Raw genomic sequence first — 20,996 nt, 5'->3', positions numbered from 1 at the left:
ATGATGTTTTGGTTAATGACAGAAAACGACTGTCTCAAAATAAAAACCCGACACTGTGATAAGTGTCGGGTTTATTTTTTTGATCAAGGGAAAATGCCCATTCCTTTATACATAAAGCCAACCTTGTTTATTGCACTAATTAACGCCGCCGTTCTCAGATCAACGTCGTGACGCTTTCGCAATTCGTTGATTTCATTATAGGCATTGACCATTGTCTCTTCCAGGCCCGAATCAACCAATTCCCGTTCACCGCCACCCTGAGCAAGTACAGCCAGTTCATCTTCCGTAAACTTTCTATCTGAGATCGTTTCAATTACGGAGAGAATTTTCTTATAGCTGTTTTCTTCAAATCTCTTGCCCATTCGGCCAAATCGAACGTGCTGAATATTTTTCAACCACTCAAAGTACGACACCGTTACACCACCGGCATTCAAATAGCTATCTGGAATGATCAGTGTATTGCGCCTTTTAATGATTTCATGAGCCTTATCAGTTGTAGGACCGTTTGCAGCCTCACCAATAATTTTTGCTTTAATATTTGGCGCATTGGATTCCGTAATCTGATTTTCGAGCGCAGCAGGAATTAGAATATCACACTCTTCTTCCAAGACGGCAATATTCGATTTTAGTTGAGATGCCTTATCATATCCGGAGATACCGCCATTATTCTCATTCTTATACGCCATGAGATCTTCAAGGTCAATCCCATTTTCGTTGTAGATGGAGGCATCATACTCAGCCACACCAATCATTTTCGCACCGGCGTCAATCATATACAATGCAGCGTGGTAACCCACATTACCTAAACCTTGAATTACAAACGTTTTCCCGTCGATACCTTTTGTTAGGCCCAATTCTTTCATGTCTTCCGCGTTACTGCAAGCCTCTTTAATACCAAAATAGACTCCTCGACCGGTTGCTTCTGTTCGCCCGCGAATACCACCCTGACCTATGGGTTTACCGGTAACACAGGCTTCCGCATTTATATCATCGCTTAACTGACGGTAGGTATCAAAAATCCAGCCCATTTCGCGCGCTCCGGATCCCAAATCAGGAGCGGGAACATCATTGCCGGCACCAATAAAGTTTTTCTTGTAGAGTTCAAATGTATATCGGCGTGTAATTCTTTCCAGCTCTGTAACTGAAAACTTTTTAGGATCAATTTTAATACCTCCTTTTGCACCACCGAACGGCACGTCTACTACCGCACATTTGTAGGTCATCAATGCAGCCAGCGCCATGGTTTCATCTTCACTTACCATAGTACTGTAACGTATACCGCCTTTGGTAGGCATTTTATGATGACTGTGCTCCACGCGGTATCCATCAATCACCCGGATTGAACCATCATCCATCTCAACCGGAAATTGGATATGAAGAATATCATTGCAGGCCTTCATCTGGTCAAGCAATCCTTTTTCGATTTTTGTGTAAGCGGCAGCCCGATCAAAAGCCTTGTTAACTTGGTCGTAAAATTTATATTCACTCATTATTTCTAATTAATCTTGTTATGGTAGTTATTTATTAACCTGTTTGAATTGTCGCAAATAAGATCTTCTCTTCCAAATCAAAGAGAGATATTGATTTAAAGACTCCGCTCAAATATAATCTTCCATTTGTCCGGTGTAAAGTTAAGATCTGCGACAGCTATTTTTTGTATATGCAATTTTTTTATGTTCGGCAGATCACTCTGAATCTTACTCAAATCAATTTCCTCACACTTTTGATTTCCGTAGAGAAGAGATAGATGGAAATCACTCTCTTTGCAAAATTCACCGCCTAAAGCTTTGTTCACTTTATTGCAAAAGGCACGAACCATCACTTCGTCATCAATTGGCAGAATAACTTTACGATACGGTTGGGGCCGACATTCAACATCATACAGATCGACCTGTAACTGACTTAGCTGTTCTGAAAGTAGATCCATCCGTTCAGCGATTTTTTCTGACGGAATAGCCGGAACGGATGATAAAGTGACGTGCGGAACAAAAGAGAGGGTTTTATACTGTTCCGATAAATTTGAAATAAATTCCGTGAAAAGGCTGGACTGTTCAGGTGCCGGCAGTAACCAAACTACCAGACCTGAAGTTTTATGTAATTGCAATTAATGTATATACAATAATTAGTTAAGCTTTTGCTTCGATATTGTTTTCCGGATGGAAACTGAACACATTGACCAAGAACAGAAATGCGATTGCTCCAATTGAAGCATATACCAGTGGAGCAAAAATCCCGATCGAAATTAAAGAAACACCAATAATAACCGCTCCAAGAATTCCTCCAACTAAATTACCAATCAAACCAATGCCGCGTTTGATCATAACCAGATCCATTACATATCCAATGAGCAGACCAATTGAAATCAACCAATAGATTGTTACACCGTTTAACTCTTCCATTCTATCAATACTTATATTTGTATTACCTTTCAGTGGCACTTAAGGTAACAAATTCTATTTTTTTTACCCATACCGGATGCACAAAAGTTTAAGCATTAAAAATGACCTCCCTGTCCGTAAAATTATCCATGTGGATATGGACGCTTTTTATGCATCTGTGGAACAGAGAGATCACCCTAATTATAAAAATAAGCCGCTGGTTGTAGGTGGATCACCACAGGGGCGTGGAGTAGTTGCAGCGGCAAGTTATGAAGCCCGAAAGTTTGGAATTCACTCAGCAATGCCGGCCTCAAGGGCCGTTAAACTCTGCCCAAACGCGATATTTGTAAAGCCAAGGTTTGATGTCTATAAAGAGGTCTCCCAACAAATCCGGGAGATATTTTTTGAGTACACCGATCTCGTTGAGCCTCTTTCCCTGGATGAAGCATATCTCGATGTAACCGAAAACTTCAAACAAAACCCTTCCGCAACGCTCATTGCGCGCGAGATCAAAAAAAGAGTGAAGCTCGAAACCGGACTGACAGCCTCGGCCGGTGTGGCCTCGAATAAGTTTCTGGCAAAAATAGCCTCCGACCTGGACAAGCCCGATGGTCTTAGCATTATCACACCTGAAGAAGCCGAGGAGTTTATCGAAAAACTGCCCATCGGTGATTTTTATGGAGTGGGTAAAGCAACGCAGAAGAAGATGTTAACCCTGGGTATCAAAACCGGTGCGGACCTGAAAACATGGGATGAGATAGAGTTGGTAAAACAGTTTGGTAAATCGGGGCACCACTACTATCGAATTGCACGCGGAATAGACAATCGGCAGGTTAAGCCCAATCGAATACGCAAATCGATCGGGAAAGAGCGTACGTTTTCAGAGGATATTTCCGATCTTGAGTGGATCGAAAATTTTCTGGATGAGCTCTCTGTTAAAATTGCGGATTCCATGAAAAAGCTCGATGCTACCGGCAAAACAATTACTCTGAAAGCCCGGTATAAAAATTTTGAAACCGTAACCCGCAGCAGCACATTGCACCACTTTACGAACGATCCTAAAGAGATCGCGAAAATATCAAAAATACTTCTACAGGAAACGGAAACCGGAGTGCGGGAAGTTCGCCTGCTGGGAATTTCTGTATCCTCGCTGAACCTGACCGAAGGCGGTGTTATTGGCGAGCAGCTGGAAATTCCATTCAGGGAGGTTCTTTAAATGGATCCTCTAACACAAGGTCTGGTCGGCGCAACCGCGGCTCAGTCCGGAGCAAAAAAAGACCAGCTCAGACCCGCGACTTTTACCGGTGCCGTATCCGCCATGATTGCTGATCTGGATTACTACATTCACATTCCTTCCGACCCGCTTTTCAATATCGAAATTCACAGGCAGTTTAGTCACTCCTTCATTTTTATTCCTGTTGGAGCCCTTATCGCATCCTTTGTTCTCTGGTGGTTTTTAAAGAGGTATCTCAGTTTCAAAGAGCTCTATTTCTACTCCATTTTAGGCTATGCAACGGCAGGTCTGCTCGACACTTTTACGAGTTACGGTACGCAACTCCTCTGGCCTTTTCTGGATACGCGTTTTGCCTGGAACCTGATCTCCGTTATTGACCCGGTCGTGACTGTCGGATTACTCTTACTTATTGGATTGGGTATTTATAAAAAAGAGAAACAGTATGCGTGGTTTGCGGGAGGCTGGCTTATCTTCTTTTTACTTTTCGGATGGTTTCAACATCAGCGGGCAACGGCATCTGTAAAAAACCTTGCCGAGTCCCGTGGACACCAGATTGAAGAGCTGGTGGTAAAACCGACGATTGCCAATCAAAGAGTCTGGCGAGCCAATTATATAGCAAACGACATCATCTATGCGGATGCGATTCGTACAGGACTGATTTCAGGAATTAAAATTTATGAAGGGCAATCAGCACCGCAAATCAATATTGAAGAGGATTTTTCTGATTTTGAAGGCACGTTGATGTACAATGATCTGCTTCGTTTCAAGAGACTCTCAGAAAACTTCCTGGTTCGTCACCCCGATTACCCTGAAGTTATTGGCGATGCCCGGTACTCCATGCTTCCAACCCGGCTCACTCCACTCTGGGGTGTTAAGACGGATACCACAAAAACAAATACACATCTTCCCTTTCTCTATTTCCGGGACGCAAGCGATGAGGTGCGAAAGGAGTTTTTAAGAATGCTGCTTGGAAGGTAAGGTAGTCCAACCACTCAGAATCCAGAGCATTAGGAAGTTTCCTCGTCACGGTGCTCTGCTCCGAGACGACAAGCAAGCAGCTCCGCTGCGAAAAAAATCTATGCATGTACCGCCTCTGATCCACTTGTAATCTGTCATTCCGACCGGAAATCCATTGATTTAATGTGGGTATTATTTCTTAGACAAATTTGCGTACACACAGTAGATTGCAAGGGGAGACTTTATACAGCTATTTAAAAAGTCACAAATCTAAAACTATTTCCCGATTTGTCTCGTCTTTAAAGTGTAACAGGAACTGAAACCGGATTCGGGGTTTGGAAAAAAAGGATCATTCACATTTATCAGAGTTTGTGCAAAACGGGCGCGAAGAGTCCTTTCAGGTGATTGCTGACCGATGGTATCCCGCAATCTACCGCTTTGCCTACAGCTATTTCGGAAACAGGGACGATGCTTCTGAAATCGCCCAAAAAACCTTGATCAAGGTTCATCAAAATATCCGGTCGCTCAAAAAGGTGGACTCTTTCAAATCCTGGATTTACCGAATTGCCAACAATCTTTGTCTGGATGAAATGAAGCGCGCCGGCAGGAGAAAGTCAGAGCCCTTAAGCCTGATTCCGAAACAGCATCAACTTTCTAAATCAACACCGGCATCAGACCTTGAAAAGAAAGAGTTGAATTTACTGATTCGGCAAGCACTGAATCAGTTACAGGAAGAAATTCGCGCCGTTGTCATCTTAAAGCAGTTTGAAGAGATGACCTTCAGCGAAATTGGTGAAGTGCTTCAGATTCCTGAAGGAACCGCCAAAACAAGAATGTATAAAGGGTTGAACCAACTCGGCTCAATCTTAAATCAATGGAATATTGAAACCGATTACCTGAACAATGATTAACGAAACTACACAACAGCAGCTGATGGATTATCTCTTTGATGAGATGAATCCAGATGAGAAAAAGGAGTTTGAGCAAAAGCTTCAAAACAGTGAAGAGCTCCGGCAGAAACTGGATGAACTGAAGGCTACACAGTCTGTCATTGGAAAATATTCTCCTGAGGTGCCTGAGCAGCACGGTTTCCAGTACCGGGATAAATCAGGTAAAAAAGAAACACCGGAAAAACCTCGTCGGACTGTCTACGTGGTTTTAGCGGCCGCCGCGGTATTACTCGTCTCAATTTTTATCGGACTTTTCAGCTCGGTTCAGTTTGGTGAGACAGAGCAGGGATATTATCTGACTCTTGGAAATCCCCCGGTTCAGGTTGAACAGGATGGTATTTCTGAGCAGGAGCTGAATCAAATCATAGCTGAGATCAGAGCTGAAAATTCACTGATGTTAAACTCTATGATGGAGCAGGTGCAACGAGAGCAGAATGAGCGATTTAACGAGTCTTTGACAACTTTGGCCGAATACTACGAAGAGCGGCGGAACAGAGATCTGATGCTTTTTACCGAAGGCCTTCTGCAGCTTGAAGAATCTACTTCAAACGAAATTGACCGGACCAACCGGGCACTAAACGGAATTATCTACGCGCTGAGTACTGAATAACCGAAATTAAACTTTATCGACATGAAACAACTCAAAACTACTTTTTTAACACTCGCATGCCTGCTAATGACCGTTGTATCGGTACAGGCACAAAATGATGCCCTGCAGAGAGAAATCAATATCGCTGAAAGCATTTTGAATGAAATATTCACTTCTGATGATCAGCCGGACTTCCCACTTTTTGGAGATCGGTTGGGACATATCACCACAGATTATATTCCCGGATATGGCGTTCATTTCAGCGTTGGCGAAAATATTTCGGCGAGTTCTATAAGAGTATCCGGAACCATTCGCGTTGAAAGCAACTCGGCCAGGGATCAAAATGGAGAAGACCGCTCTGTAACAGCGGATGCCGTGGAAGAAAAAATCCTTGAGTACATCACCGACTACGCATCTGCCATACAAAACCTGCCCGATGATGAATCTGTGAGAATTTCCTACGGACTCAGAAGCGGAGCAAACCGTGTAATCTCTGTACTCACAAATCTGGAAGAGTATACGGCAGATATCCCAAAAATGACGTTCGTTGTAAATGGAGATGATTTAAAGCGGCATCGCGAGGGACGGATTTCAGATGATCAGCTCATATCCAGGGTTCAGAAAACGGATCTTTCTGATATAGAGGAGAAAAGGGATTTAAACATTTTTGCCTCGGTTCTGGAATCGTCTCTGAACAGCGCCGGCACGGAACACCTGCGGGTAAACCAAAAGCCTCACTATGAATACCTTCCCGGGCTAGGGGTTCACTATCAGGTAAATGTCTCGATGAAGTCTTCATTTAATTTTTCCGGTCTGATGGATTGGGCAAGAGAGATTGACTCACTGGATTTTGACGATGTTGATATTCAGATTGATTTTGGAGATTTAAGTTCAGAGAGGAATAGTGATGGTACTTTTATCTTTAATATGCCCGATAGCGGCCGATTTGAATTTAATATGGACTCCCTCAACTTCAACTCTGAGCAGTTCAATGAGCGAATCGATGAAATACGGCAGCACAGTGATGAAATGAGGAAGCGGGGTGAACAGGTTCGGAGTGAAATTGAGATCCGGATGAATCAGCAAAACAGCGTTGATCTAACTGAGGATGTAGATAAAATAAAATCTGTGATTGCAGAATCCATTCGCGACTATGGCAGTACACTGAAATCCCTGCAAAATGGAGAACTGCTTCGAATTACTTTAAACTGGCGCGGACAGAATGACACAATGCCCGAGCAGACAAAAATCAGAATTTCAAAATCGGATTTGATGAATGGAAATGATCCGGTTATGGAAGATCTCAGCCGCAGATGATACGTGAGATGACCTCTCACAAAAAAGAAAGCCTCACTCGGATCAAACCGGGTGAGGCTTTTATATTCGTACCCTAGATAGTATATCCGGGTTTTCAGGCACCATCCCCCGGTCAGGCTGACCGGGATACATGGTTTTTACCCATTCAGCTTATAATCCAAAGTAATTTCACAATCCAACACTTTTGAGACCGGGCAACCTTCTTTGGCGCCGTTCGCTATTTCAGCAAATTTCTCTTCAGAAATCTCCGGGACAGAAGCATTGAGTTTCAGGTTAATTTTATTGATCGCCCAACCCCCATCTTCTTGATCTAGTGAAAGTTTTGCATCCACATTAATCTCATCAGCTGTAAAACCTGCCTTTCCAAGCTCTACACTCAAAGCCATTGCAAAACATCCCGCATGTGCCGTGGCAATCATCTCTTCGGGATTCGTGCCTTTTTTCCCGTCTTCGTTTTCAAATCTCAATTTCACAGAATAGGGCTGTTCATCAAAAGCACCGCTCTGTGTAGTTAGTGTTCCTGAACCTTCTAATCCTGATCCTTTCCAAACTGCTTTTCCCGTTCTTTTCATAGTCGTTTTATTTTTGTGAGTTGTTGTTATTCATTAGTAAAAAAATATTACCTAAAAATTCGTTCAAAAGTGAGACTAATCATATTCCAGGAAATTGTTACGAACTTATTTTGCCATTATTTATTCCTCTATTAATCATTGATTTTACACGCTTTAATGGGTTACATACTGCATATTTAATTAAATGAATTCAATTCAAATAGTAACTTTTAACCGGCCAAATCCGTAAAGCTGATTAAATCAAAATCAATTTGACGCACTATTATGGCAAAACGGAAAACAAAAAAACGAATCTGGATTACACTGGCAGTGATCACAATTTTTGGCGGAGGCTATTTCTTCTATTTGAACGCTCAGTCATCCGATAATGAGATTCAAGAAGAGCCGCACGTCATTGCAGAAATAGGAACGGTTGTTGAGAAAGCCCTGGCCGTGGGCACCATCGAGCCGGATAATGAAATTGAGGTTAAATCGAAGATCTCCGGTGTAGTAAACCAAATTTATGCTGAACCGGGTGACTTTGTGCGCAAAGGCGACCCATTGATCGAAGTACGCCCCGATCCTACACCTCTTGAGCTGGCAGAAGCTAAGCGAAGCCTGGAGCGAACAGAAATTGAAAAAGATAATCTTGCCAAAGAATTGGAGAGAATGGAAACGCTCCTTGACAGAAACCTGGTAGCTCAGCAGGAGTATGACAGAATTGCTCAGCAGTTCGAAGATGTAAAGGTTCGGGAGCAGATCAACAAAGAGCGATTGGAGCTGTTGGAGAGCGGGCGAATCATGATGGGAGATACATTGATTGAGTCTGTAATACGGGCCCCTATTGACGGTTACATTCTGGAAAAAATGGTGGATGTTGGAGAACCGGTTGTGCCGCTAACATCGTATCAGGCCGGTACAGCCCTCATGAGTATTGCCGGAATGGAGCAACTTCTTTTCAAAGGAACCGTGGATGAAATTGACGTCGGTAAAATGAAAGAGGGAATGACTGCCGAAATCAAGATTGGAGCACTGCCCGGACAAATCGTAATTGGAGAAGTTTCCCGCATTTCATTGAAGGCAAAACAGCAGGATAATGCCACTGTATTCCCAGTCGAAATTCGGATCACCGATACACAGGGTGCTGTTTTAAGAGCGGGATATTCTGCCAACGCGGACATTATCATAGAACGAGTGGAAAATGTTGTGACTATCCCGGAGCGAGTTGTGATAATGAGAGACGGAAAAACTTTTGTTGAAGTGCCCGGCGATCAGCCCGGCAGCCGGGAAGAGAAAGAGGTTGAACTTGGGTTGAGTGACGCCATTACCGTAGCCGTTCTGAATGGAATGGATGAAGGTGAAAAAGTTCTGGAGCGCCCCACAAAAACATTATCTGTCAGGTAATTAACTGTACATAACATAATTTTTGCACGGTAATCCTCAAAATAAGCTCTTAATCCCTCATGACACTTTTAAACCATATCACCGAGCTTTTTCGTAATCTGAATCAACAGAGACTGCGAAGTTTCCTGACGATTTTCGGGATTATGTGGGGTACAGCCACGCTGATTCTGCTGCTCGCTTTCGGGATGGGGTTTCGGGATCAAACCGTGCTGAATATGCGGGGCATGGGCGATCAGCTTGCAATCATGTTTCCGGGTCAGACCACGAAAGCGTTTGAAGGGTATGGCATTGGCCGGCCAATTCGCTACCGGGAAGCAGATGCAAAGCTGCTTCAGAATCAGATCTCAGACATCGACGTTGCCACTCCGGAGTATATGAGCGGGATTGAAATTTCAAACGGAGATAAACGCCGGAATTCCCAGGTTGGCGGTGTCTACCCGGTCTATCAGGATTTGAGAAATATGTTTGAAGAACCGGGCGGACGGTGGCTAAATGATCGTGATTTAGAGGAGCGAAGGCGCGTTATTTTTCTGGGAAACCGGCTGGCTGAAAATCTTTTCGGTGATGATGATCCGGTCGGTAAACAGGTTTTTGTTCGCGATACACCATTTACGGTTATTGGAGTTCTGCAGGATAAAATTCAGAACAACTCCTATTCACAAAGGGATATGGACCGTTCATTCATACCGGCCACAACCTTCTCTGCAATGATGGGAACCGATCTGATCAACAACATTCTGTATGTGCCCAAAGACCCGGCTTTTGCTAAGCAGATACAGGATCAGGTGTATGAAGTGATGGGTAGAAAACACCGGTTTGATCCCACAGACCGGGATGCACTCGGAATCTGGGATACCAACGAATTCTGGGAGTTTATTAACGTGATGTTTTTAGGCATCAATGGATTTCTGGGACTTATCGGATTTTTTACCCTTGCCGTGGGCGGTATCGGAGTTGCCAATATCATGTTTGTGGTAGTTCAGGAGCGGATGAAAGAGATAGGTATTCGTCGATCTGTGGGTGCAAAACGTCATCACATCATGGGACAGTTTTTTGTGGAAACCTTTATGATTATCGGGATGGGTGCTGCTGCCGGATATGGAATTGGCTGGCTGCTGGTTGAGGCTACACAAAACATCCCGATCAAAGAGTTTGTGGGTGCCCCCTACTTTTCACCCGAAGTTGGCCTTATCGCTTTTGCCGTACTGGGATTTGTCGGTTTTGCAGCAGGTTTGTTACCGGCCTGGCGCGCTTCCAGGCTCGATATTGTTGAATGTTTAAGGAGATAAAACCATGTGGATCGCACTTTTCAGAGAGTTTTTTAACGATTTAGGAAAACAGAAACTTCGTTCATTTCTGACAATTCTTGCCATAGCCTGGGGTACGCTTTCTGTTGTGTTGCTTTTGGCATTTGGACGCGGTTTAGGCAACAGCTTAACAGAGGGTTTGCTGGGAGCCGGAAATCAGGTAATCGTTATCTACGGTGGACAGACCAGCATGAATTATGAAGGGCTTGGAGTTGGAAGGGCAATTCGGTTTACGGAAGATGATATCGATTTAATCAATAAGGCGGTGCCGGGTATCGCTTATTCAAGTCCACAATATGGCCGGTGGGGTGCCCGTCTGCAGCATGGCGAGGAGATCACAAATACATTTATGGAGGGCGTGAACCCCGACTTTGAGATTATGCGAACGATGTATCCCGCAGCGGGCGGACGCTTCATCAATGAACGGGATGTGGATGATCAGCGCCGGGTTCTATTTTTGGGTGATGAGATCGCAAAACAGCTTTTTAAGGATGAAGACCCTATCGGCAAACAGGTAAAACTGGACAACATGCCATTTACCGTCGTGGGCGTTATGAAACCCAAAATGCAGACATCCATGAGTAACGGTCCGGATGCCAATCGGGCTATCATTCCCTACACAACATTCAGAAATGTTTATGGGAACCGAAACGTAGGATCCATTTTGGTACGCCCGGAAGATCCTTCCCTTCAAGAATCGATAAAAACTGATATTGTTTCTCTGCTGTCTTCCAAATACAAGTTTGATCCGGCTGACGAACAGGCCATTCCGATGTGGGATTTTATCGAACAGGAGGAGATGAATCAAAAAGTGGCAACCGGATTGGAGATCTTTCTTTTTACAGTCGGATTTTTCACACTGATGATTGCCGGCGTAGGCGTGGCAAATATCATGTTTGTGGTGGTGAAAGAGCGAACCAAAGAGATTGGGATAAAATTGGCTGTGGGTGCTCGTAAAATACATATCATCATCCAGTTTATCTTTGAATCGCTTTTTATCTCATTCCTGGGAGGCGGTATCGGCTTGGCCGTCTCATCAGCAATCGTTTTTGGAGTATTGGCGATGGATATGACCACCGGAGCCGGGGAGTTTCTCGGAAAACCTCAGATTTCTGAAATGGCAGTAATTATTACAGTCGGTGTTCTTGCCATCATCGGTCTGCTTGCCGGAATATTCCCTGCACTGAAAGCCTCCAAAGTAGATCCTGTTGAATCGCTTCGATATGAGTAAAATTAAGGGAGCAATGGATTTGATGTTAACATTGGCTTAACATTTATAAAACAATTTGGTTATATATTCCTGTGCAAAAGTTCACTGTCTAAAGCCGTTAATTAAACCGTTATTTGATCCCAATGAGCTCAATTTCAAAACTAATTGGAGTCTTTACGCTATTTCTGTTTCTGCCTATCACCATTTCTGCGCAATCAACAATAAACGACCTCGGCTTTAGCGGCCAGTTCTTTTTCTCGTATCAAAAAACATTCGAGAATGTTGACGTGGATAATGAGTTTTTACTAAAACGCGGTTACATAACCTTCCGCAGAGATATTTCTGATCGGGTAAAAATACGTTTTACACAAGACGTTTCAGTTGACAAGGATGGGGATGGTGAAGGAAATATTGAGCTCCGTATTAAGTATGCCCTGGTAAATATCGCCATGAATGACATGCGCCTTATTAAAAACTCCAGTATAGATCTTGGAGTTGTTGGTCGGCCCTGGATTAATTTTGAGCAGGATATTAACGATTTCAGGAGTCAGAGCTCCATGTTTCTGGACGACAACAATATTTTGAGTTCAGCGGATTATGGAGTGACTTATTCCGGACAGCTTGGAGAAGATCTTCCTGAATCGGCACAGAGCGGAATTCGATCCGAACCGGGTCGATATGGCAGTTTCAGTATCGGAATTTACAACGGAGGAGGTTATTCCGCCATTGAAAGAAATAATAACAAACTGATTGAAGGACGTCTTTCGCTTCGTCCTATGGCAGAATTATTACCCGGTTTCCAAACAAGCTTAATTGGATCAATTGGAAAAGGAAACATCCCCGAAAGTCCGGATTTTAGCATGGGTGCACTGGCTCTTTCATACGAAACCCAAAAATGGATCGGTGTTCTTCAGGGCTTTACAGGAAACAGTGATGCTGCTGGTGATTTTGTGAATCAAAATTTTGAACCTATTGACCTGAACGGATGGAGCGCCTTCAGTGAATTCAAACCATTTGATGTCCCAATAAGTGTAACCCTTCGATATGATCAGCTGAATAACCGGGAGCTTTCAGAATGGCATAACAGAAAGTTTGTGACAGGTTTGGCCTACGTCTTCTCAAACAGATCAAAAATTATTCTGGACTATGATCGCAGTTGGTACAATGAGATTGACGGATCCAGGGCCGTCGACACGTTAGAGATCATCACAGAGATTCGGTTTTAAATCGCTCAAAGTTTATCTCAGTCAAAAATTCCGCGCGCTATCTCTACTACCTATCCAGCAGCCAGGTACGCAAAATGCCTGCCCTTATAGCCATCATTTCTGATTCGATTGGATTTCTTACCGCATATAAGAATTCAGAAAATCTTCCTTGTAGGTCTTGCCAATTGGTATCGTGTGATCTCCAATTTTAATCTGATTGCCTTCCAGGTATTCTATTGCCGAAAGCCGGACTAAATATGATTTATGAACTCTTGAAAAAAGAGGAGCCGAAAGCATCTCCATTAAGCTTTTCATGGTTTGATAATATGTGATTTTCTTTTCGTGTGTATAAATGGTTACATAATCACCCATGCTTTCAGCAAAAAGAATGTCATCATACGAAAGCTGATAAATTCTTCCGTCTGCTTTAACTTTAAGCCAATTATCCTGTCCTCTATTCTTCTCCAATTTTTGTTCTGCCTTGTCAATCGCCTTCAGAAACCGCTCCATGGATATCGGTTTTAACAGGTAATCAATAACGCTCAGTTCGTAACCTTCAAGGGCATAATCAGAATATGCTGTTGTAAAAATAACTTCCGGTGGATTTGATAAACTTTTTAAGAGTTCAATACCGGTAAGATGTGGCATTTCAATATCAAGAAGCAGAAGATCTGCACTGTTTTGTTTCAGATATTCGCGGGCAGTTAAAGAAGAAGAGAAGGTCTCCGTAAGTTCAAGAGAAGATACTTTATTGACGTACGATGTAAGTATTTCTCTGGCCGCAGGTTCATCATCTATGATAACACATCGAATCATTTAGGTAAGCTCTATTTTTAATTGCACAAAGTAACGACCATCGGAATCTTTAATCTGTAAAGAGTATTTATCCGGATAGGTTAAATCAAGACGCCTTTTACTGTTTTGAATTCCAAGTCCTACACCGTTCTTCTTTGGGCTTAATTGGTCTCTTTTCTTATTTGAACACGTAAAATCTAATATCCCATTTTCAATCGAAATTTCTATTTGTATTTCAGGCCTATCCGATAAATCACTGTGAACAAATGAGTTTTCAACAAAATTGAGTAACAGCAAAGGTGCAATTTCGTAGTCATCAAAATTACCTGTTGTATGAAAAACTACATGAGCCGGATTATTCATACGAGCGGTTTGCAAATCGATATAATCCGCAATGTAATTAACCTCATCCTGCAAGTTAACTCTTTCCTTTTCTGCTTTTTCCAACGCATATCTAAGCATATCCGAAAGTTTTAGAATTAAAACAGGCGACTGGTCTGATTTCTTTATTGCTTCGCTATAAATTAGATTTAAGGAATTAAATAAGAAGTGAGGATTGATTTGTGAACGAAGTGCTTTTAATTCCGCTTTTTTTGCTTCCTCTTCAAGCTGTGCCAATTTTATCAGTTCACTTTGCTGATCTCTCCACTGTTCGGCAATAAATAGGAGCGAGGAGATCACAATGTAGATCAACCCGATACCACCCATTTCTGTCCAATCGTATGAAGCAATCAAAAAATAGTCCGGAAATAGCCATGCTCCTATTAGTTTAAAAGAAATAGGATATAGGGCTAAAATAATTATGAGTGAAAAAAAGGCAGATAAAACAGCATACTGAATCCCTCTTTTTCTAAAAAATTTCAACCCTATCCAATAGATTGTAATACCGACAATCAAAGGTATATGAAATAAAAATGTATATACAATATCGATCTTTTTGACATCTCCCTCACGTGTGAAAAAAAGAAGCAAAAGTGTGAAGGAGATCATCCAGAATAGTGAATGCTTCGCAAATTGGGATCGAAATTTTCTGAAAAATGAGATCATTTAATCTGTTTTTTGAAGAGAAATTGGATCTTCAAAAGCTTCTTCAGTTTCTCCATAACGTTCAACGAAACGTTGCAGCTCATTGGTTGAAGCCGTGATCAGCACACCATCTTCAATTTTCTCATGTTTGATCCGAACCCGATTATCCTCAATCTGTTCTTTGATCCAGCTGCTTTTAAAAAGCCTGATATTCATTTCACCATTTTGAAGCTCAATTTTTGAAAATGTGTGAACAGGAAAGTAATGATTTTCCAGTAATCCGGTAGCCCATGTGTTCAATGGAAAAAGGTCAAAATAAAGCTGTTCATTAAGTTCTATAAAGTGACCAATAAAAGCACTGATTGCATTGTCCTCTTTATCTTCATGTACAACAAGGTAGCCGTACTCCAGTTCTTGTTTTTCCTCATCAGAAATCTCTTCGTTAATGTCCTCGAAACCTTCTATTTGATTTAGTGTTTCGGGTACACTTTCCGGGCGGGCAAAAATCCATCGCTGGTCTTCATCTTCCCAGGTGCCTATAACTCCCTCCACAAATTGAGAGTTTTCAGGTTTTACAAGTGGATGGACAGATTGTAAAAAACAACCTGTGAATAGAAATAAGAATACAATAGTCAGTACCGAAAGTTTGATAGTTGTTTTCATAGCAATTGAATTTATGGATTTGAGTATGTTTCAATTACTAATTATTTGAAGAGAGCTAAAACTTATTTCGATGAACAGGTACTTTTACTCGACAAACGACTTTTATATCAATAGATCACCAGTTTTTATAAAATATTCTCTTTCAGCTATTGCTATCGATTTCGGTCGTTTCCAAACCGGCGATTTTTAGAATTTCCGATAGGGCAGGATTGAGATAGATATTATCATATTGCGTACCTAAGGCACGCTGAATGTGAGATAGATCACCTAGTCATCTACCCATATTATGTCCCTAACGGGACATTTGAGCTTAATCATTGGAATCACTTCAGTCCTTCATTTGAAGAATGTTGGAAAGTAAAATTATCCTCTTCCTTCTATTGGATTGGAATCAAATTCAGGTTCGTAGATTTGGGAAAATTCTCAAATCCAATAATGACAAAGGACAATTAAGTTGTATTGGCGATAAAAAATGTCCCGTCAGGAAAATAATTTGAGTAGAAATCAAATCGCCCTTTTCCGTATTTATTGTAAATCTAACCACATAAGGCTTTAACAAACTCAACTGGTTTAACCAACCATGTCCCGTTAGGGATATAATATGGGTAGAAATGAGAACACCCTATTAAGAGAGCGTGCCGTCAGGTACGCAACATAATTTGTAGGCCGGACTATATTACATTTCTCCGGTAATATTAGCCACACCAATTTTTCTATGCTTTGGACGTCAAAACAGACGGAATAAATTTTCTCATATTGCGTACCTACGGCACGCTGAGTTTGTGAATTGATCTTTTGTCCTACCCATGTTTTGATCCTGACGGGACAACTTCACCTCTTTAATCGATCTTGCTTGTAGTTCTATAGCTTTAAAACCGATATTGTCAAATAAGTAATTTTGGTTGACAAGGATGTCCCGTCAGGGACATAACATGGGTAGAAATACGATAGCCCTAATATCTACAGCGTGCCGTAGGTACGCAATGTAAATGCAAACAGATCGAGAATATGTTCTGTATGTCAGATCGCAATTATCTTATCATGATACGGGTAAAAAAGAAATCAGGCCTGATCACTCAAAAAGATCGGAACTCAGGTACCGATCTCCGCGATCGCAGGTAATGCAGACAATCACGCCCTCATTCAGGTTTTCGGCAACTTTCAGGGCCGCCGTCAACGCTCCGCCGCTGCTCATCCCGGCAAAAATTCCCTCCTCCTTGGCCATACGCCTTGCCATTTTGGTAGCTTCAGCCTGGCTCACATCCACGGTTTGATCTACTCTCTCAGCTTCAAATATTTTAGGTAAATACTCCGGTGACCACCGTCGAATTCCCGGGATTGAAGAACCCTCCGTAGGCTGAGTCCCCACAATCTGTATGTCGGGATTCTGAGATTTCAGATATCGCGATACTCCCATGATGGTTCCGGTGGTTCCCATGGACGAGACAAAATGTGTGATTTTCCCATCCGTATCCCGCCAGATTTCCGGACCCGTTGTCTTTTCGTGCATCCGGTAATTATCAGGATTGGCAAACTGGTTCAACTGAAAGTATCCGTGCTTTTCGGCCATCTCTTCAGCAAGTTGTCGGGAATATTCGATTGTTTTTTCAGCCGGCGTGAGAATTACCTCAGCTCCGTAGGCTTTCATCGACTTAACGCGTTCTTCGGTGGCGTTTTCCGGCATCAGGAGTTTAATTTCCAATCCCTTCATCGCGGCAATCATGGCGAGAGCAATTCCTGTGTTTCCACTGGTTGCTTCCACAAGCGTGTCTCCCGGTTTGATATCACCTCTCTCCAATGCTCCGTTTATCATTCCCAGGGCTGCGCGATCCTTCACGCTTCCGCCCGGATTCTGTCCCTCAAGCTTGCAGTAGATCTTAACATTTTTATTAACGGGAATTTGTTCCAGTTCAATTAGCGGTGTGTTGCCGATGAGTTGCTCGAGTTTCATTGTATGTACAATTGGTTTAATTATGTTTTAAAAAATCCATGATCTTGACATTTCGATAAAATCAGTCACTTTCGTTTTTCAGACCCACCCCATCCCCTCCCTCCGGCGCAAATGAACGCCGCAAGGAGGGGAGATTCAACAGTCTACATTAATCAGTATAACTAAACTTTCATCTGTCTCTCTTCAGAGAGTAATATCCGACCATAAATGAATGATCATATGTTGCTCCTAAAAGAGCCTTTATAATTTGTGATGTGAACTGCACTTCCGAACCCATTCATGGGTTCAACATACGAGCGCGGGATTTATCCCGGCGGAAATATGCAACTTTATGTAAACAAATTTACTGTCAATTCAATGAACTTACACCCCTCTTTCTCTCCCCTTTTTAGGGGAGAATACCTGAGATAGTCATTCAGCTTTTCTCAAACCAATTCTGATCACTTAAACGTAATCGTATCCGTCTCGCCTTCGGCGTTGGTCATTTTGGCCTGATAGTAAATTTTTGAATTTGAAGGCACGCTTTTGGTCAGCCATACATTTCCGCCTATAATACTGTTCTTGCCAATCACCGTATCGCCGCCCAATATGGTAGCCCCGGCGTAGATCACCACATTGTCTTCAATGGTCGGGTGACGTTTTTTCCTGGCGTCCTCTTTTTTTACACTCAATCCGCCCAGAGTCACACCCTGGTATATTTTCACTTTAGATCCGATGACCGTGGTTTCACCGATTACAATTCCGGTACCGTGATCGATGCAAAAATAGTCCCCAATTTCTGCTCCGGGATGAATGTCGATACCGGCCTGGCGATGAGCATGTTCTGATATGATCCGGGGAATCAAATTCACCCCAAGCTTTAGAAGCTGATGAGCAATTCTGTGTGCTGCAATCGCGTAAAATCCCGGGTAGGTTCGTATAACCTCACCTCTTGTTTGCGCGGCGGGATCACCCATATAGATCGCATCAATATCGAGCATTAGCTTTGAGCGAATCTCCGGCAAAGTATCAAAAAACTCATTCTCTAAACCCTTTATACCACTTTTGACACAATCTTTGTTATGATCAAAAATCTGCCTGAGTTTAGCACGCAGTTCTTCCATCCGATGTTCAATAGATTCCGTATCTGAAAACCGTTCACTGGCAAATTCTGGAAAAAGCACACCGAGAAGCTCATCAAAAAATTGAATCACCATCTCCGGAGGCGGACACTTCGAGGCCTCCTCGTGTGATTTTAACAGCTCTTCAAAAAACTCTTTTTCCATCCTCAATTACCTTGAATTAAATATTGTGATCTAAACATATGAATTTCAGCAACAACCATTTTACGATTCCCGTTTGAGAACCGCCGCCCAAGTTTTGTTAAAAAACATTGCATTACAGCACAATCAATTCATAAAGTGAGAAATTTTATGTAGAATCGTGCTTCAGGTTCTCATTAATCAATAAATTTTCAAGCTCATGAAATCAAAAGTTCTCTCCTCAATTTTCGTAATACCGTTCCTCATTGGAATGATGATCTTTAGTTCTCCTAATGATGGAATTTCGCAACACAGCTGGAACACCTCAACAGAAAAAGAGGAGCGTCCGTTATTTACAGAGCACTTCTCGCCCGAAGAATTTGCCGAGCGCCGGAATCAGGTTTATGAAGAAATTGGCAGTGATGCATTTGCCGTTATACAGGGTGCGCCAATGCCGATGGGATTTCAGTTTTTCCGACAGAACAATGAATTCTACTATTTATCCGGTATAGAATCACCTTTCGCATATTTGATCCTGGATGGCAGATCCAACACTGCCACTGTTTATTTACAGGATCGAAATGAGCGCCGGGAGTACAATGAGGGAAAAGTGCTCTCCTATCAGGATGCAGAATTGGTCAAAGAGCTATCCGGAATTGACGAAGTGAAACATATTACCGAACTAAAAGGTGATATTGAGCAGCTAAATGAAGGATCAGAATATTCAATTGTATATACACATTTTAGCCCATATGAAAATTTAGGGATCACCCGATCAATGGCAAACCGGACTTTAGCAGACAGAGAGAGCGATCCGTTTGATGAGCGTCCCGGCCGTCACGTCGAGTTTATCAATCATCTTGAAGAGCTAACCGGAAATTTAGAAATGCAGAATCTGGATCCGATTACGGATGAGATGAGAAAAATAAAGAGTCCTGCAGAAATTGAACTGATTACCATTTCAAGCGACCTGCAGGCGGAGGCAATCATGGAGTCGATACGATCCACAAAAGTTGGGATTAAGGCATATGAGATGGAGGCTATTGCCCGCTACATCTATTGGAAAAACGGAATTGAAGGCGAGGGATACTATGCCTTGACACACATAGGTCCCGATGCCTATATGAACCACTACCATATGAGCGAACGTCCGGGAAGAGACGGAGATATGATATTGATGGATTACGGGCCGGTCTACAACTACTACACCAGCGACATGGCGCGGATGTGGCCTGCAAACGGCACATTCAATCCGGTTCAGCGGGAGCTCTATGGCTTCTATTTAGAGTGGTATGAGGCGATTCTATACAACATTGAGATTGGCCTCACTCCCCGTGAAATTATGCAAAACGCATTGAATCAGTTTGATCCGGTATTCGCCGATATGGAGTTCTCAAAAGAGATCTACCGGCAGGCGGCTGAGGATTTTATTGAATCTTACCGCCAGCGGTTGGATAATCCGCGTATGGGACTTGGCCACGGAGTAGGCCTTGCCGTACACGATGTGGGTGACTACTCAACACCTGTTGAACCGGGTATGGTGTTTGTTATTGAACCACAGTTCAGAGTACCGGAAGAGAATATTTATGTTCGTCTTGAGGATATGATTGTGGTTACCGAAGATGGAGTGGAAGTGATCACCGACTTTGTACCACGTGATATAGAAGGCATTGAAGCTTTGATGCGCGAAGAGGGAATGCTGCAGAAGGTTGATATTAAATTGGATTAACAGCGAAGCTGAACCGCAGAATATCGAATATTGAATGATGAATGTAGAAGTGGCTCACTTCGAAATTCATCGGTTCGAAATTGCTTTCTTATTCTTCTTAATCCAAAAAAGAGAAGTAAATCTATTAAAGAAATTAATTACAGCTACTTATTTTTCGTTTTCAGTTCACTGCACTTCGGTGCTATGTTGTTCAGCTTTTAGTAATGTTGGTGAGTAAATCGTAAGCCGGATAAGAGAGTTTATTGTAAATTGGGATTGACAAAATTTAGATCTAAATGTTGGTTAGGTCTTACAATACTGTTTTAATTTTGTTGGTTTAAATCAACAATTACGGTTGTTTTATTCAGATTCTACAACCGGTCGGTAGATCAGATTTTGGAATCATTTTACCGGTTTAATGATCTCTGCATGTTTTTAGATGATTAAGGAATGAAAAAATTCAGGAAATGTGGTTATGTGATTATTTTCTGATACCTCTTAAATTTGACG

Annotated in this window: 19 protein-coding genes; 10 read left to right on the top strand and 9 right to left on the bottom strand. The window is 42.4% G+C overall.

What is annotated here, in order from left to right; translation table 11 throughout:
* Positions 1-83 precede the first annotated feature (83 nt).
* The 3 genes from U5K35_RS00205 to U5K35_RS00195 form a co-directional block, all read right to left on the bottom strand.
* Complete coding sequence (locus tag U5K35_RS00205; protein ID WP_322569454.1) at positions 84-1,490, bottom strand: Glu/Leu/Phe/Val dehydrogenase; 1,407 nt, start codon at positions 1,488-1,490, stop codon at positions 84-86.
* A gap of 95 nt (positions 1,491-1,585) precedes the next feature.
* Positions 1,586-2,104, bottom strand: coding sequence for a hypothetical protein (locus U5K35_RS00200; RefSeq protein ID WP_322569453.1), 519 nt, complete (start codon positions 2,102-2,104; stop codon positions 1,586-1,588).
* A gap of 22 nt (positions 2,105-2,126) precedes the next feature.
* Positions 2,127-2,399, bottom strand: coding sequence for a hypothetical protein (locus tag U5K35_RS00195; RefSeq protein WP_322569452.1), 273 nt, complete (start codon positions 2,397-2,399; stop codon positions 2,127-2,129).
* A 76-nt stretch (positions 2,400-2,475) separates the two neighbouring features.
* Here U5K35_RS00195 and dinB point away from each other — a divergent pair, with 76 nt between their 5' ends.
* The 5 genes from dinB to U5K35_RS00170 all read left to right on the top strand — a co-directional run bounded on the left by dinB (position 2,476) and on the right by U5K35_RS00170 (position 7,425).
* Positions 2,476-3,594: a DNA polymerase IV gene (dinB, locus tag U5K35_RS00190; RefSeq protein ID WP_322569451.1), complete on the top strand. Its 1,119-nt coding sequence runs from the start codon at positions 2,476-2,478 to the stop codon at positions 3,592-3,594.
* A complete protein-coding gene (locus U5K35_RS00185; protein WP_322569450.1) occupies positions 3,595-4,590 on the top strand; it encodes a metal-dependent hydrolase in 996 nt (331 codons plus the stop codon).
* A gap of 314 nt (positions 4,591-4,904) precedes the next feature.
* Positions 4,905-5,480: an RNA polymerase sigma factor gene (locus tag U5K35_RS00180; RefSeq protein WP_322569449.1), complete on the top strand. Its 576-nt coding sequence runs from the start codon at positions 4,905-4,907 to the stop codon at positions 5,478-5,480.
* The gene (locus U5K35_RS00175) at positions 5,473-6,129 is read left to right on the top strand and encodes a hypothetical protein (RefSeq protein WP_322569448.1); all 657 of its coding nucleotides are present in this window, start codon (positions 5,473-5,475) and stop codon (positions 6,127-6,129) included. Before U5K35_RS00180 ends, U5K35_RS00175 begins: the two co-directional genes overlap by 8 nt.
* 21 nt (positions 6,130-6,150) lie before the next feature.
* Positions 6,151-7,425: a hypothetical protein gene (locus U5K35_RS00170; protein WP_322569447.1), complete on the top strand. Its 1,275-nt coding sequence runs from the start codon at positions 6,151-6,153 to the stop codon at positions 7,423-7,425.
* A 137-nt stretch (positions 7,426-7,562) separates the two neighbouring features.
* Here the strand turns inward: U5K35_RS00170 and U5K35_RS00165 are convergent, their stop codons facing one another.
* On the bottom strand, positions 7,563-7,997 hold the full coding sequence (locus U5K35_RS00165) for an OsmC family protein (protein WP_322569446.1): 435 nt from the start codon (positions 7,995-7,997) through the stop codon (positions 7,563-7,565).
* A 264-nt stretch (positions 7,998-8,261) separates the two neighbouring features.
* Between U5K35_RS00165 and U5K35_RS00160 the strand changes: the two genes are divergently transcribed.
* The 4 genes from U5K35_RS00160 to U5K35_RS00145 all read left to right on the top strand — a co-directional run bounded on the left by U5K35_RS00160 (position 8,262) and on the right by U5K35_RS00145 (position 13,123).
* Positions 8,262-9,380, top strand: a complete 1,119-nt coding sequence (locus U5K35_RS00160) for an efflux RND transporter periplasmic adaptor subunit (RefSeq protein WP_322569445.1) — start codon at positions 8,262-8,264, stop codon at positions 9,378-9,380.
* Positions 9,381-9,439: 59 nt separating this feature from the next.
* Positions 9,440-10,669, top strand: a complete 1,230-nt coding sequence (locus U5K35_RS00155; RefSeq protein WP_322569444.1) for an ABC transporter permease — start codon at positions 9,440-9,442, stop codon at positions 10,667-10,669.
* 4 nt (positions 10,670-10,673) lie between these two features.
* Positions 10,674-11,918, top strand: coding sequence for an ABC transporter permease (locus U5K35_RS00150; RefSeq protein ID WP_322569443.1), 1,245 nt, complete (start codon positions 10,674-10,676; stop codon positions 11,916-11,918).
* Between the two features lie 122 nt (positions 11,919-12,040).
* Positions 12,041-13,123: a hypothetical protein gene (locus tag U5K35_RS00145; protein WP_322569442.1), complete on the top strand. Its 1,083-nt coding sequence runs from the start codon at positions 12,041-12,043 to the stop codon at positions 13,121-13,123.
* 117 nt (positions 13,124-13,240) lie between these two features.
* Here the strand turns inward: U5K35_RS00145 and U5K35_RS00140 are convergent, their stop codons facing one another.
* The 5 genes from U5K35_RS00140 to U5K35_RS00120 form a co-directional block, all read right to left on the bottom strand.
* Complete coding sequence (locus tag U5K35_RS00140) at positions 13,241-13,918, bottom strand: LytTR family DNA-binding domain-containing protein (protein WP_322569441.1); 678 nt, start codon at positions 13,916-13,918, stop codon at positions 13,241-13,243.
* The gene (locus U5K35_RS00135) at positions 13,919-14,887 is read right to left on the bottom strand and encodes a sensor histidine kinase (RefSeq protein WP_322569440.1); all 969 of its coding nucleotides are present in this window, start codon (positions 14,885-14,887) and stop codon (positions 13,919-13,921) included.
* A gap of 57 nt (positions 14,888-14,944) precedes the next feature.
* Positions 14,945-15,586 carry a hypothetical protein gene (locus U5K35_RS00130; protein ID WP_322569439.1) on the bottom strand — a complete coding sequence of 214 codons (642 nt, stop codon included), beginning with the start codon at positions 15,584-15,586 and terminating at the stop codon, positions 14,945-14,947.
* Positions 15,587-16,658: 1,072 nt separating this feature from the next.
* The gene (gene cysM, locus U5K35_RS00125; protein WP_322569438.1) at positions 16,659-17,537 is read right to left on the bottom strand and encodes a cysteine synthase CysM; all 879 of its coding nucleotides are present in this window, start codon (positions 17,535-17,537) and stop codon (positions 16,659-16,661) included.
* Between the two features lie 440 nt (positions 17,538-17,977).
* Entirely contained in the window at positions 17,978-18,802 is an 825-nt protein-coding gene (locus U5K35_RS00120) for a serine acetyltransferase (protein WP_322569437.1), read from the bottom strand.
* Positions 18,803-18,998: 196 nt separating this feature from the next.
* Here U5K35_RS00120 and U5K35_RS00115 point away from each other — a divergent pair, with 196 nt between their 5' ends.
* Positions 18,999-20,507 (top strand): Xaa-Pro peptidase family protein, encoded by a 1,509-nt coding sequence (locus U5K35_RS00115; RefSeq protein ID WP_322569436.1) that lies wholly within the window; start codon positions 18,999-19,001, stop codon positions 20,505-20,507.
* Positions 20,508-20,996 lie beyond the last annotated feature (489 nt).

The organism is Rhodohalobacter sp. (assembly GCF_034521535.1).
GTDB lineage: Bacteria > Bacteroidota > Rhodothermia > Balneolales > Balneolaceae > Rhodohalobacter.
This window is presented reverse-complemented; position numbering and strand designations above follow the sequence as displayed.